Raw genomic sequence first — 13,613 nt, 5'->3', positions numbered from 1 at the left:
CAATAGGTTACATGCGGCAACCGCTTCAGGTTTTGCTTGCAGTTGAGCTTGCATCTGCATGAAGTAAGAGTTGTTGCCAGAGAAACCGCTCTTGATTGGCTGGCTGTCCTGAACGTGGATGTTCAACTGAACGCCTTGCAACTGCTTCGCCAGAGTGCTTTCTGTGAGCTGCTCAAGTAACTGGCTCTTGAACGTTTGCACCGCTTTTTGGTTCGTTAGGTATTTACCCTGAGCTGTACACTCACCAAGGGTCATTGTGGATTCACATGTGGTGGTGTAGCTGGTTTCCAAAACTGCACTTTCACGCAGTTCTGTTGCGATACGTTTTACGCGAGCTTCAACTTTTGACTCTCTCAGGCTTGCCAGCTCATTGTTCATTCGAGCTTGCTTCTGTTTGATCTGAGAAAGGTGAATCTCACCCTCATTCATCGCTTGTTGATTGTCTAGCTGAGCCGATTGATTTTCTTTAACTGCAGCCCATGCATCTTGGTAACTTTTTTGAAAAGAGACCAGGTCCGTTTCTGGGTCTTCAAGTAGACGACTGTACTGTTTGTCTAGTGCAGACTTGGCTCTGTTACGTTTTGCCTTAAGTTCTTCACCTTCGCGCAACAACTTACTGTTTGTGTTTTGTAGTTGTTTTAGGTTCTCAGTCGCCGATACTTTGGTTGCTGAAATACGCTCAATATCTGAGTTTTTCTCTGTTATTTTTGCATCGATGGCTGAAACGGGATCGACTTGATTCAGTTCTTCAGCTGATACCGATGCAGATACCCAAAGTGGGGATAGCGCAAGTAAAAGCGCTGAAATTCGAAAGTTAGTCATAGGTCCCTGCAACTTATAGATTGAAATTAGCTCATTGATAATGTGTCTGCTTCCTAGTTGTGAGTCACTAGTTATTAGCAATTAACACAGTATCCGTCTTTATACCGTTTTATTGTATTTCAATCTACTCAAATGCCGCGTTTCGGTACTTTGGATACACTTTTTATAAGTTTTATGCGAATTGTTTGAGCTATATAAGCAAATGTTTTAGTGATGCTCTGATGATTAATTTCTCATTTATGAGTCATCTTGGTTGAGTGAATCGTGAGGTTGAGATTTATAAAAAAGCACCGAAAATATTGATTTTACATAAGCCGTAGTTTGTACACTCTTGATCATCCTTCCGGAGGCATGATCAAGATGATCGCGATAATGATCTTTTCCTTCTCGCGAGCAAATAACTGTCATGAGCATTTACAAATTCATCTTATGCGCATTTAAGAGTATTATTCTTACTATGTTGACCCGAGTATTTTTCTGTCATGTCTAAACCTTTACCCTTTCCTAACCTAGACCTTTCTCCACTAGGCCTTACTGGCCCTCGTCCTGCTGAGATTATCACTTTGCCATCGCATATGGATTGCCACGATCACCATTATTCTCAGGTGGTGATTGGTTTAAAAGGTCAGGCGGAATTTGAAGTGAGTGGTAAGGGGAATCTTGTTGGCCCAGGACAAGGTTGTGTGGTGACAGCGAGCTCTGATCATGCTTTCGGTGGTGTGGTCGGTCAGTCCGACATTTTGGTGCTTAACATGCCCGTGCCGAGTGACGACGACCCGCTGATGCTAGAGAAGATTAATCAGCTCGAGTCTTCGAACGTCTATTTTCAATTAGATGCGCAAATTCAAAAGCTTATTCATATGCTGGTACAAGAGATGCAGGCGAGTCCTGATGATCTGTTGTTAAGCCGAGCCTGCAATGACACGGTGATCGCCTTAATGCAAAGGCACATCTCGGCATTTGAAACGTCAGTGAAGGATTCGCGCTTCGATCTTGAAGCGCTTGATCGTTACATCGAGCAACATTTAGCAAGTAAGATTTCAGTCGCGCAACTTGCAGGTAGCGTGTTCTTAGGCGAAAGCCAATTCCATATGTTGTTTAAAGAGCAAATGGGCATTACTCCTCACCAGTATGTACTAGGTAAGCGAATCGACCGTGCTCGACGTCTTATTGAACAAGGGAATTTAAGCCTTGGTCAGGTCGCAGAACTTGCTGGATTCTCCGGTCAATCCTCTTTTACCCACACATTTTCACGCCTTCAAGGCATGTCACCATCTCAATACAAAAAGCAAATTTCTGTTAAATAGTGAAACGAAACGGCATATTATATTAAAGTTTCATATGTGACATTGTGTTTGTTTTGTTAATAAAGCGAGTTTTTAGCAAAAAACTCGGAGTTTTTGACAAGTATTCCTTATATACTCTAAATACACTGCAGCCATTGTAGAGATCCCGGGCTAATTCCGGGTGTGAGATTAAGGAAAACGCATGTTTACAGCTACTGATGTGTTAAAGCCAGAATTCAACGAGCAGTCGCTTGATGATCTATGGTCGCTTATCTCACCATTATATATGGTGGATGAAACCCAATGGCTAGAGCAACTTCTGCCACTAGCTACCCCTTCTGAGTCTGAAAAGCAGCAAATCACAGACAAAACGACTTCTTTGATCGAAGCTATCCGTGCGGATAAGACTTCTATCCAGATGATCGATGCGCTGTTGCTTGAATACAGCTTAGATACTCAAGAGGGCATCTTGCTGATGTGTCTGGCGGAAGCCTTGATGCGTATTCCTGATTCAGCAACGGCTGATGCACTGATTCGCGACAAGCTAAGCGTTGCGGATTGGAAGTCTCACCTAAAGAATTCTGATTCGGTTTTTGTTAACGCTTCGACTTGGGGCTTAATGCTAACAGGCAAGGTGGTTGGACTTTCATCGAATGAGCAGAGTGCTGGACAAGCGGTTAACCGTTTAGTGAACAAGCTTTCTGAGCCGGTAATTCGTAAAGCGATGCACCAAGCGATGAAAGTGATGGGCCACCAATTTGTTCTTGGCCGCAGCATTGCTGAAGCGCAAAAGAACGGTAAGTCGATGCGCGACAAAGGCTTTACCTACTCTTACGACATGCTAGGTGAAGCGGCACTGACTACAGCTGACGCAAATAAGTACTTTAAAGATTACCTAATGGCGATTGAAGCCGTAGGTCGAGACACTTATGTCTCTTCAAAATCTAGCCCAGCGCCATCTGTGTCTATCAAGCTTTCTGCACTTCATCCTCGTTACGAGGTGGCGAACGAAGACCGCGTACTGACTGAGCTATGCGATACGCTAGAGCAGTTACTGCGCCGTGCGATTGAGCTTGATGTTGCGATCACGATTGATGCAGAAGAAGCGGATCGCCTAGAGCTTTCGCTTAAGTTATTCGAAAAACTGTATCGCAGCGAGCTAGTGAAAGGCTGGGGCAAGTTTGGTCTGGTTATTCAAGCGTATTCAAAGCGTGCGTTACCAGTTCTAGTTTGGCTAAACCGCCTAGCAAAAGAGCTGGGTGACTTAATCCCACTTCGCCTAGTTAAAGGTGCTTACTGGGATAGTGAGATCAAATGGTCACAACAAGCTGGTTTCGATAACTACCCTGTTTACACTCGCAAAGAAGCGACTGATGTAGCTTACCTAGCGTGTGCGCGTTATCTATTGAGCCCAAGTGTTCGTGGCAATATCTTCCCGCAGTTTGCGAGCCACAATGCTCATACGGTTTCTGCTATTGCAGTGATGACAGACCATAAAGACTTTGAATTCCAACGCTTACACGGCATGGGTGATTCACTTTACAACCATGCAATGGAAGCTTACCAACAGTCGGTACGTATTTACGCGCCAGTTGGTAGCCATAAAGATCTACTGCCATACCTAGTACGTCGTCTGTTAGAGAATGGTGCAAACAGTTCGTTTGTACACCGTTTGGTTGATGCTCGTTGCCCAGTGGCAGAGCTAACACAGCATCCAGTCGACATGCTTTTGGCATTCGATACGTTGAACAACACTAAGATTCCTCTGCCGCCAGCGGTATTCCCTGAGCGTAAGAACTCATACGGTGTGAACATTGATATCGAGAGCGAAGCGCATCAGTTTGAAGAGCAAGTAAAAGGCTTTTTGAACAATCAATGGACTGCTGGACCTGTGATCAACGGCGAATCTCTTGCCGAAAGCATGATCAAGGCTGATCAGAATGTTGAACAAGTAACAGCACCTTACGATCGTCGTATTAACGTGGGTCAGGTGGCTTTTGCAAACCTTGATCATGTTTCCGCAGCGATAAGTGGTGCAGACGCCGCATTTGCTGATTGGAATGCGACATCGGTTGAAACCAAAGCCGCAGCGCTTGAGAAGCTAGCTGATCTGATGGAAGAGAACCTGGCTGAGCTGGTGGCAATTTGTCATCAAGAAGCGGGTAAGACAATTCACGACAGCATTGATGAAGTACGTGAAGCGGTCGACTTCTGTCGTTACTACGCAAAACAAGCGAACAACCTGCAAGGTTTTGAGCTTAAAGGCTTTGATGGTCTAACTCGAATCGCTTCGCGACAAGGTCGTGGTGTGTTCGTTTGTATCAGCCCTTGGAACTTCCCATTGGCGATCTTCCTTGGCCAAATTACAGCTGCACTAGTGGCGGGTAACACGGTTGTGGCGAAACCTGCAGAGCAAACTAGCTTGATTGCGGCTCGCGCGGTTGAACTGATGAATGAAGCGGGCTTCCCTGCTGGCACGATTCAACTTCTACCTGGTCGTGGTGCAGAGATCGGCAGTGCGCTAACTAGCCACGATGCGATTGCAGGCGTTGCCTTCACGGGGTCAACCCCAACTGCACAACGCATCAATGTGTCATTGGCAAGCCGCAACGCTAAGCCTGTGCCGTTTATTGCGGAAACCGGTGGTCAGAACGCGATGATTGTCGACAGTACTGCACTGCCTGAACAAGTGGTTCGTGATGTGATTCGTTCTGCCTTTGCTTCAGCAGGTCAACGTTGTTCTGCGCTACGTGTGCTTTACATTCAAGAAGACATTGCAGATCGCGTGATTGGACTAATTCACGGTGCGATGGATGAGCTAAGCGTTGGTATTCCACATCTTCATAAAACGGATGTGGGCCCAGTTATTGACCAAAACGCGAAGCAGAAGTTGATGACGCACCTAGAAAACATGACCAAGACCCAGAAGAAAGTAGCTCAACTTTCTCTAGGAGCGGATTGTGAACATGGTGACTTTGTTCCACCAAGTGCATTTGAAATCGATGACATCAGCTGTTTGAAAGAAGAGCAGTTTGGTCCTGTACTGCATATCGTTCGCTTCAAAGCGAGTGAACTGGCGCAAGTGGTAGAGCAAATTAACCAAACCGGTTTTGGCTTAACCATGGGTATCCACAGCCGTAACGAGACAACTTACCGTTGGATCGAAAAACACGTTCGTGTGGGTAACTGTTACATCAACCGTGACCAAGTTGGCGCTGTTGTTGGTGTACAACCATTTGGTGGTCAAGGCTTGTCTGGTACTGGCCCTAAAGCGGGTGGTCCTCACTACCTATACCGCTTTACTGATGTTCATTTCTCTCAATCACAAGACAAGGCATAAGGAGCAGTATCATGGTTCATCAAGTGACAGGTTTTTCTGATGCTTTCTTGGCGTGGGAACAATGGAATCTTACCGACTTTGATCATAAGAGTGCTCAGGTACTTGCATTCAAATCAGAGATCGAAAGCCAATCTACGTCTTTGGCGGCAGTGGCAACTTATCACCTAGAGCAAGCGTCTGCGCTGCTTTCTGAGCAGCACTTAATGGCTGGCCCGACGGGTGAAACAAACGAGCTGTATGCTGCAGGTCGTGGTGTGGCTTTGGTGATTGTTGATGATTGCCAAGACAAAGAGCCAGCACTGCAAACAGCAACCGCGATGATTACCGCTGCACTATTAGCGGGTAACAGCGTGCAATTGTGCAGTGATGACGTGCAATTCAATACGTTGATCGTTGATGCGGCGAAGCAAGCGAATCTACCGACGAACTTGGTGCAGGTTGCCTCGTACGACGCGGCTCAACAGCTGCTGTCTTGCGATGTACGTAGCGCAGGTTACGTAGGTAGTTCACAAACGGCTCAAGCTATCAATTTACAACTTGCTAAGCGTGACGGTGCCATCGTCAGTTTAGTAGCTGAAACGGATCTGACGGCAATGCATGTTGCTCACGATCCACACCTATCGCTGCGTTTCATTACCGAGCGTACGCGAACTATAAATATAACAGCCGTGGGCGGTAACGCGACCTTGCTCGAACTTGGAAGCGAAGCTCACTAACCTTCAGTAACATTGGCTCTAAGCGCTTTTGTTTTCTCCATTGTTGGTTTCACCATCTTTGGATTTAACTCATAGTGCCTTGGAGCCTCAATACCTAACTCAATGCACTCGCTTGCCTTTACGGTGAGTGTCTTGCATTGAATTAGGCATGGAAGGCTTTTTACAAATGAGGACTATCAAATGATAGAAAACAGTTTTGCAATAACGACGACGTTCATTGCGTATCTAATTATGATGCTGGCAATCGGTGTTATTGCTTACAAACGTACTTCTAGCTCGACAGACTACTTCCTTGGTGGTCGTTCGCTAGGCCCATGGCCTGCTGCACTTTCTGCTGGTGCATCAGACATGAGTGGTTGGTTACTACTTGGTCTACCGGGTTACGCTTACGCTGCTGGTTTTGAAGCATTCTGGCTTGCTGGTGGCCTGCTAGTTGGTACTTGGGCGAACTGGTTAATCAGTGCTAAGCGTCTGCGTACTTACAGCATTACAACAGAGTCACTGACGCTACCTGAGTTCCTATCTCGTCGTTTCAATGATAATTCGAAGCTGATCCAAACAATTTCTGCTTTCTTTATCCTTTTATTCTTCCTTTTCTACACAAGTTCTGGCTTGGTAGCGGGTGGTAAATTGTTTGAAACGGTATTCGGTCTAGATTACACAACAGCGGTAATCATCGGCACAGTATGTGTGGTTTCTTACACGCTATTTGGTGGTTTCCTTGCGGTATCTTGGACGGATTTGGTTCAAGGTCTACTGATGTCTGCTGCGCTATTGATTGTACCAATCGCAGCGATGAACGGTGGTCTTGGTCAGCTATCGACTGATCTTCACAACATCAACCCAGAGCTGCTAACGCTATGGAATGATGCGAAAGGTGAACCGCTATCTGCTATCGCGATCATCTCGCTAGCGGCTTGGGGTCTTGGTTACTTCGGTCAGCCGCACATCCTTGCTCGTTTTAAAGCAACACGTACTAATAAAGACCTAGCAACAGCGCGTCGTATCGCGGTGGTATGGACAGCTCTGTCTATGGTTGGTGCAATGCTAGTGGGCCTGGTTGGTCTTATTTACGTGACTAACTCTGGTGCGCCTAAGCTAGACGATGGTGAGAAGATCTTCATGCTTCTTGTTAACGCGATGTTCCACCCAGTAATTGCTGGTATCCTACTAGCTGCTATCCTTGCGGCAATCATGAGTACTGCGGATTCACAACTTCTTGTATCTTCATCTGCAATGGCAGAAGACCTTTACAAGCAAGTACTTAAGAAAGATGCGACATCTGAAGAGATCGTTCGTGTGGGTCGCTTTGCGGTAATCATCATCTCTCTTATCGCGCTATTCCTAGCGATGACGCCAGACAGCTCTGTACTTGGCCTTGTGTCTTACGCTTGGGCTGGTTTTGGTGCGGCATTTGGTCCTGCTATCGTGATGAGCCTTTACTGGTCTCGTATGAACCGTAACGGCGCTCTAGCGGGTATCGTGGTTGGTGGTGTGACTATCGTACTTTGGAAGCAGTTCACTGGCGGTTGGTTCGACGTTTACGAAATCGTACCGGGAATCATCCTATCGACTCTATCTATCGTTATCGTGAGCCTAATTACTGGCGAGCCAGAAGACGAAGTGAAAGCGCAACACGCTGAGTTCGAGAAGAAGCTAGTGGAGCTAGACTAATTTACATTGTAAAAATACAAGCGAATTAGCAAAAGATATAAACAAAGAACAATAGAGTCACTTCGGTGGCTCTATTTTTTTGACCACTCTCTAATGCTCGCGACTTCTTGCTCATCGATATTCAATGACTCCAAAAACTCTTGGTGAGCGGTCGGCTCCATCTTTTCAAACTGCTTGTGCCAGTTCTTCATATCCTTTTCGTCAAACCCAGCATTCTCCATCACCCGTACCCAGCGCTCTTTTGTCAGCATCTTCTGCTCTAGCAACTCAGGTTGCTCAAGTAACATCACGATCGCCTTCTGCTGTTGACGCAGGCTCTGAATTTCCTTTTCCAAGGCGTTGAACTGATTCACTAGTGTCTGCTCTTGTTTCACATCGTCTGTGCGATCAAGCAGGGCGCTTATCTCCTGTATAGACAAACCAAACGATCGGTAAGAGATAATACTCTCTAACCGAGCTTGCTCTTTTTTGCCATACCAACGATAGCCATTATCGGAGCGACTGTGAGGAAGCAGCAGCCCGGCACGCTCGTAGTAGAGAATGGTGGTACGAGATATGTTGTAGGCCTTGGCAATTTGAGTAACGGTGAGCATTTCTACCTCATTGGTTGCGAGCGCGTGAACTAAACAGGCATGTTTAATTGATAGCCAAGTATTCTAATCGCGTCGTATAAAGGTGTATAGGTGATGGGTTTTGATTCGGCAATTTGAGCAGCCTACGATATCGGTATTTTGTTAGTGAGGTGCGACGTTTGTCGTACTTAAGATCGGGGTGGAATCAGGCGTGATCGAACGGTTGGTGGGGTTTTACAATGTAAATCGAAGCGGTTGGATCTTGTGTGAGAAGGGAAAGATCAACTTACTCAATGGCGTGTGATGTCAAAAAATGAAACAGAAAAGTGGCGATTTTTTGAACTTGGCGCTCACTTTTGTTATTAGCTCGATGAATTGTGGAACCGAATTGGACATGATGTGTCAATTGTCAGTAACCACTAAAGACCTATAGGACAAAGGTATGCCTGATCTCTATTGCAAAGGATGTAAAAAAACAACACTACATAAGTCTATAATGAAACGTTGTGAATCAGAGCCCGAGACAGCCTCTGGCCGTGTGTTGCAATGGACCTCAAAGCTATTTAGTGGCAACTTATATTACGATATGGAAACGCAGCACTTTTGTCGCACGTGCAACTGCCGTTGTGAAACGGGAAGTGCAGTTCCTCAAGTTGGCTTAGCTTAACTGATGGTAAGTGCTTACTAACCGATATCAAAAAAACCTCCGTTTGGGAGGTTTTTGTCATCTAAGCCGCTTTAAGCGCGATCTCGCTGTTAATGGCATTGCCATCAATTTTTACTTCCCATCCGTAGTTTGAGTATTCATTAGCGAGTGCTTGAGCCACATCTTTTGACACTGTTACGTGTGTCCATGAGCCGATACCGTAGGGTTTATACGCGAGTTCTTGTGTTTTCATAATAGAGTCATCCTTTCTCTTTGATAATTCTATTATTCACTTTGCCATATATCCTTTCTTTCGTTTCTGGCTCAACTTATTTGTTTATCGGGTCATTTCTATAATAATTTGTTAATAACCAGAGTTTGATTTATAACGATTGTTATCTATTTGTGTGAATTTATATTTGGTGTGAATGTGGCTTGTATGTTTAGTTTTTAAATGTGTGAGCGGGGTTTTCTTCGATCGCTCTAGGTATGGAATATACTGAGCCGAATTTAGAATGTTTAAGGAATGTTATGTCTCAGCATCAGCTTGATCGTATCGATAAAGAGATACTAAGAATTCTGCACATGAAGGGGCGCTTGCCTGTGGTTGAGCTGGCCAAGCAGGTTAACCTAACGACCTCTCCTTGTTCTGATAGATTGAAGCGATTAGAAAAAGAGGGTTACATCACGGGTTACCACGCAGAGCTGTGTTCCGAGAAGTTGGGGCTCGATGTTCAAGTCTTTATCCATATTCGTCTCGACCAAACCAGCTTTTCAATCTTTGATAAATTTGCCCAAGCTGTGGAAATGATGCCTGAGGTGGAAGAGTGTTATTCGTTGTCGGGAGACTTTGACACCATGATCAAGGTTCGAGTGAAAGACATGAAGGCATACCAAGCGTTTATGGCCACCAAGTTAGGGACCTTGCCTGGTGTGATTCAGACGCGCAGTGAAGTGGTGATTGAAGAACATAAAAAGGGCTTTGGTGTGAACCCTGAGCTGTTAGCGACTTTAACTTAGCGCGCTTCTAACTTGAGCCAGTTTTGATAGATATAAAAAATGGAAGCCAATGAGCTTCCATTTTTTTGACTGCCAGAAAGGAGCAATCAGATAAGTATGGTTATAGACGATTTACAGTGTAATCGCCGCTGAAATAAGACCAATCACACCACCGAATACACCACCCCACACGACAAGCCAGCCAAGGTGTTTCTTGATCATGGTTTGAACCATCTCTTTTACCAGTTTCGGTGTCAGTTCATTCAAACGCTGGTCGATGATGGCTTCGATGTTCTCTTTGATTTCATCCATCATTGCTGGTGATTCCAGTTCTTCCTTGATGGCATTCTTCACTGAATCACTCTTGCTGATTTCGATGACAGATTCTTGCATCTTCTCAACAAATGGCGCTTTCATTGGCTCTAATGCTTCTGTACCACCAAACATTGCTAGCATGCCGCCAAACTGTGAGTTCTCGATAACGTTAACCAGCGAATCGAATGCAGGGTTGAAATCGATTTTCTTAATCACAGGCTCTAGGTTCAGTGATTGGCCACCGCTCATTTCGCTGCTTAGGAAGCGGTCGATGTTACGCTCAGTAAAGAATTGCTCCATCATCAGTTGTTTGATGGCTGCTTTGAACTCTTCAAATCGCGCTGGAATAACGCCAGAGCCGTATAGGCCGGGTACTTTCTCGAACAACATGTGAATCGCAAGCCAGTTGGTGATGGCACCAGAAAAGGCGAATAGGCCCGCGTAAAGTAGGTATTGATTTGCTGTCGCATAGCCGCCAGCAAGCAGTGCTAACGCGATAACGTTAGTTAAGACACTTTTGTTCATGGTTGATCTCTAGAAAGAATATTGCGCGCATTTTAAGAAAAAAACGCCAAGAAAAAAACAAAAGGATCGATGAAGTTGATGGAACAGGTGGCAAAGATCGCTGATTACGGACATAAGAAAGGCTAGCCTCCCCCCGAAGTCTAGCCTTATTCCAGAACGTGCAAGCGAAGCCGTCTTGGTTTGTTAAAGTCATTATATAATTACGACATAACATTCTGCCATGTGTAATTTACCGCTATTTAGCAAATTGGCGTGAAATGCGCCGCACTTTTAAAATAGCACACAAATTAATCGTTGCTAGCTTGCTCAAGATCATCGGCTATGAAGCCACCAGTCTGGTGATTCCACAACTGCGCATAGATACCATTTTGGTTAATTAGATCTTGGTGCGTGCCTTCTTCAACGATATTACCTTCATCTAAAACGATCAGGCGATCCATTGCTGCGATGGTGGATAGGCGGTGTGCAATCGCGATAACCGTCTTACCTTCCATTAGCTCAATTAAGCTCTCTTGGATTGCAGCCTCTACCTCTGAATCTAGAGCTGAAGTCGCTTCATCAAGAACCAACAGTGGTGCATTTTTCAGAAGTACACGTGAAATTGCTACACGTTGGCGCTGACCACCAGAAAGCTTCACACCACGCTCGCCCACTTGAGCATCGTAACCAATGTTGCCAAACGGGTCGGTTAGGGTTTCGATAAACTCATGTGCGTGCGCTTGTTTGGTTGCGGCATACACCTCTTCATCTGTTGCTTCCGGACGACCGTAAAGAATGTTGTCTTTGATTGAACGGTGAAGCAGTGAGGTGTCTTGTGTCACCATGCCAATATTGCTGCGCAGTGAGTCTTGAGTAACGCTTGAGATCTCTTGATCATCAATCAGGATACGGCCGCTTTCGACATCATGAAAACGCAGTAACAAGTTAACTAACGTCGATTTACCTGCGCCAGAACGTCCTACTAGGCCGACTTTTTCACCTGGTTTGATGTTGAGGTTTAGCTTATTGATAACCCCTTTGTTCTCACCGTAGTTGAAGCTCACGTTTTCGAAGTTGATGCCGCCTTGTGGAACCTTAAGTGGCTGCGCATCTTTCTTATCTTTGATAGCGATCGGCTTCGACATGGTTTTAATGCCGTCAATCACGGTGCCTAAGTTTTCAAACAGGCCACCGATCTCCCACATGATCCATTTCGACATGCCGTTAATACGTAGAGCCAAACTTACCGCAATCGCAATGGCACCCACAGTGATTGCGCTATCGAGCCATAGGTAGATAGAGATACCCGCGATGCTGAATACCAGTAGGTAGTTAGCGAATTCCACACAGATGTTGAAGCCAGTAACAAGGCGCATCTGGCGATACACGGTATCTAGGAAGCCTTCCATGCCTTCTTCGGCATATTCGGTTTCACGTTTACTGTGTGAGAACAGTTTCACGGTGGCGATGTTGGTGTAGCTATCAACAATACGACCCGTCATCAATGAACGAGCATCCGCTTGTTCGGAAGAAACATCTTTTAGCTTTGGCACGAAGTGCAGTTGAATACCGATGTAAACGAATAGCCAAATCAGCATCGGAGCCATCAAGCGCCAATCTGACTCGGCAAGCATGAAAAGCATCGCGGTGAAGTAAACTGTCACGTAGACAAACACATCAACCATCTTGGTCACGGTTTCACGAACCGCGAGCGATGTTTGCATTACTTTGGTGGCGACACGTCCGGCAAAGTCATCTTGGTAGAAGGATAAGCTTTGTTTTAACAGGTAGCGGTGCGCCAACCAGCGAATCGACATCGGATAGTTGCCGAGTAAGGTTTGATGAAGCAACAGTGAGTACACACTGATCAAGATCGGCATCACGACCAACAGCAGCACACCAAGGCCCATAAGAGTGGACTTGTTGTCAGCTAAGAAGGTTTCTGGGTTACTTGTTGATAGCCAGTCAACCAGTTGTCCCATGTAACCAAATAGCGCCACTTCGATGATCGCAATCGTCATGCTCATGATACCGAGCAAGATCAGTGGCTTTTCAAAACCTCGTGTGTAGTGGCGGCAGAATGCCAGTATTCCAGTAGGAGGTTGTATCGGTTCTCCCTTTGGAAAGGCTTCAGTAAAACCTTCAAACTTTTTGTACATAGATTTCCCTTTATAAACTCGTGTCTCTATATGCAGCGGCATCGTCGTGCAGCTTTGTTTTATAGTCTCAATTTAAATTTTCACAGTCTTGGTTTGAAATTTTATGAGCGCCCATGCGTTCTTATAAGCATTAAATCATTCGATGGAGTTTGGTTTTCACTCTGGCTCAAACGCTTGGCTCTAGAGCTTGGTTTAACACCGTGTTTTAGTGATCGCGAAAGGTCCAAAACGTATTGTGTATGACGCTTATTTTAGATTGGATCAGATGGGAAGAGTTAAGCTTATTTCAAACGTAATTGATTGTTATGCAACGGTGATAATCCTAACGCTAAATGGATTAAATTGTAACCTAAAGTCGCGGTAACACAGAAAAGAGCGCTCGGATATTTATTCAGCAAATCCTCTAATTGATATGCAAACTGTTGGTTCTTTCTGATGTGCTGTTATCTTGCAGTAAAAATTACGGTTTAAACTGGGTTTGGCAGTAAATGTTTGGGATAAATATTCAAATCATTATTCTTTTCAGTGAATCTTGTCGTAACAACTTGTTTACAATTCTGAGGTAAATAAAAGATAGGGA

At 45.2% G+C, this 13,613-nt stretch carries 11 protein-coding genes; 6 read left to right on the top strand and 5 right to left on the bottom strand.

Going from position 1 to position 13,613, the window contains the following annotated elements; all coding sequences use genetic code 11:
- Nucleotides 1-822, bottom strand: an 822-nt coding sequence (locus BCT81_RS27385) for a chromosome partitioning protein ParA (RefSeq protein ID WP_102426501.1), incomplete at its 3' end; no start/stop codon positions are given.
- 482 nt (nt 823-1,304) lie between these two features.
- Here BCT81_RS27385 and BCT81_RS27380 point away from each other — a divergent pair.
- The 4 genes from BCT81_RS27380 to putP all read left to right on the top strand — a co-directional run bounded on the left by BCT81_RS27380 (nt 1,305) and on the right by putP (nt 7,838).
- A complete protein-coding gene (locus tag BCT81_RS27380; RefSeq protein ID WP_017071242.1) occupies nt 1,305-2,129 on the top strand; it encodes an AraC family transcriptional regulator in 825 nt (274 codons plus the stop codon).
- A gap of 181 nt (nt 2,130-2,310) precedes the next feature.
- A complete protein-coding gene (putA, locus tag BCT81_RS27375) occupies nt 2,311-5,448 on the top strand; it encodes a bifunctional proline dehydrogenase/L-glutamate gamma-semialdehyde dehydrogenase PutA (RefSeq protein ID WP_102426500.1) in 3,138 nt (1,045 codons plus the stop codon).
- A gap of 11 nt (nt 5,449-5,459) precedes the next feature.
- A complete protein-coding gene (locus tag BCT81_RS27370) occupies nt 5,460-6,164 on the top strand; it encodes a 1-pyrroline-5-carboxylate dehydrogenase (RefSeq protein WP_102426499.1) in 705 nt (234 codons plus the stop codon).
- A 183-nt stretch (nt 6,165-6,347) separates the two neighbouring features.
- A complete protein-coding gene (gene putP, locus BCT81_RS27365) occupies nt 6,348-7,838 on the top strand; it encodes a sodium/proline symporter PutP (RefSeq protein WP_061032388.1) in 1,491 nt (496 codons plus the stop codon).
- A 71-nt stretch (nt 7,839-7,909) separates the two neighbouring features.
- Here putP and BCT81_RS27360 read toward each other — a convergent pair whose 3' ends face one another.
- Nucleotides 7,910-8,431, bottom strand: coding sequence for a MerR family transcriptional regulator (locus BCT81_RS27360; RefSeq protein ID WP_102426498.1), 522 nt, complete (start codon nt 8,429-8,431; stop codon nt 7,910-7,912).
- A gap of 421 nt (nt 8,432-8,852) precedes the next feature.
- Here BCT81_RS27360 and BCT81_RS29895 point away from each other — a divergent pair, with 421 nt between their 5' ends.
- Nucleotides 8,853-9,077, top strand: a complete 225-nt coding sequence (locus BCT81_RS29895; protein WP_102426497.1) for a hypothetical protein — start codon at nt 8,853-8,855, stop codon at nt 9,075-9,077.
- A 61-nt stretch (nt 9,078-9,138) separates the two neighbouring features.
- Here the strand turns inward: BCT81_RS29895 and BCT81_RS29485 are convergent, their stop codons facing one another.
- Nucleotides 9,139-9,309 carry a hypothetical protein gene (locus BCT81_RS29485; RefSeq protein WP_004736895.1) on the bottom strand — a complete coding sequence of 57 codons (171 nt, stop codon included), beginning with the start codon at nt 9,307-9,309 and terminating at the stop codon, nt 9,139-9,141.
- A 278-nt stretch (nt 9,310-9,587) separates the two neighbouring features.
- Here BCT81_RS29485 and BCT81_RS27350 point away from each other — a divergent pair, with 278 nt between their 5' ends.
- Nucleotides 9,588-10,076 carry an Lrp/AsnC ligand binding domain-containing protein gene (locus BCT81_RS27350; RefSeq protein ID WP_004736894.1) on the top strand — a complete coding sequence of 163 codons (489 nt, stop codon included), beginning with the start codon at nt 9,588-9,590 and terminating at the stop codon, nt 10,074-10,076.
- Nucleotides 10,077-10,187: 111 nt separating this feature from the next.
- Here the strand turns inward: BCT81_RS27350 and BCT81_RS27345 are convergent, their stop codons facing one another.
- Both BCT81_RS27345 and BCT81_RS27340 read right to left on the bottom strand, forming a co-directional pair.
- A complete protein-coding gene (locus BCT81_RS27345; RefSeq protein ID WP_102426496.1) occupies nt 10,188-10,895 on the bottom strand; it encodes a DUF445 domain-containing protein in 708 nt (235 codons plus the stop codon).
- A gap of 287 nt (nt 10,896-11,182) precedes the next feature.
- Nucleotides 11,183-13,033 carry an ABC transporter ATP-binding protein gene (locus BCT81_RS27340; RefSeq protein WP_102426495.1) on the bottom strand — a complete coding sequence of 617 codons (1,851 nt, stop codon included), beginning with the start codon at nt 13,031-13,033 and terminating at the stop codon, nt 11,183-11,185.
- Between the last annotated feature and the right edge of the window lie 580 nt (nt 13,034-13,613).

Source organism: Vibrio sp. 10N.261.52.A1, from assembly GCF_002876325.1.
GTDB classification, from domain to species: Bacteria; Pseudomonadota; Gammaproteobacteria; order Enterobacterales; family Vibrionaceae; genus Vibrio; species Vibrio chagasii.
The sequence above is the reverse complement of the archived record's forward strand: the minus strand, read 5'-3'. Positions and strand labels throughout refer to the sequence as shown.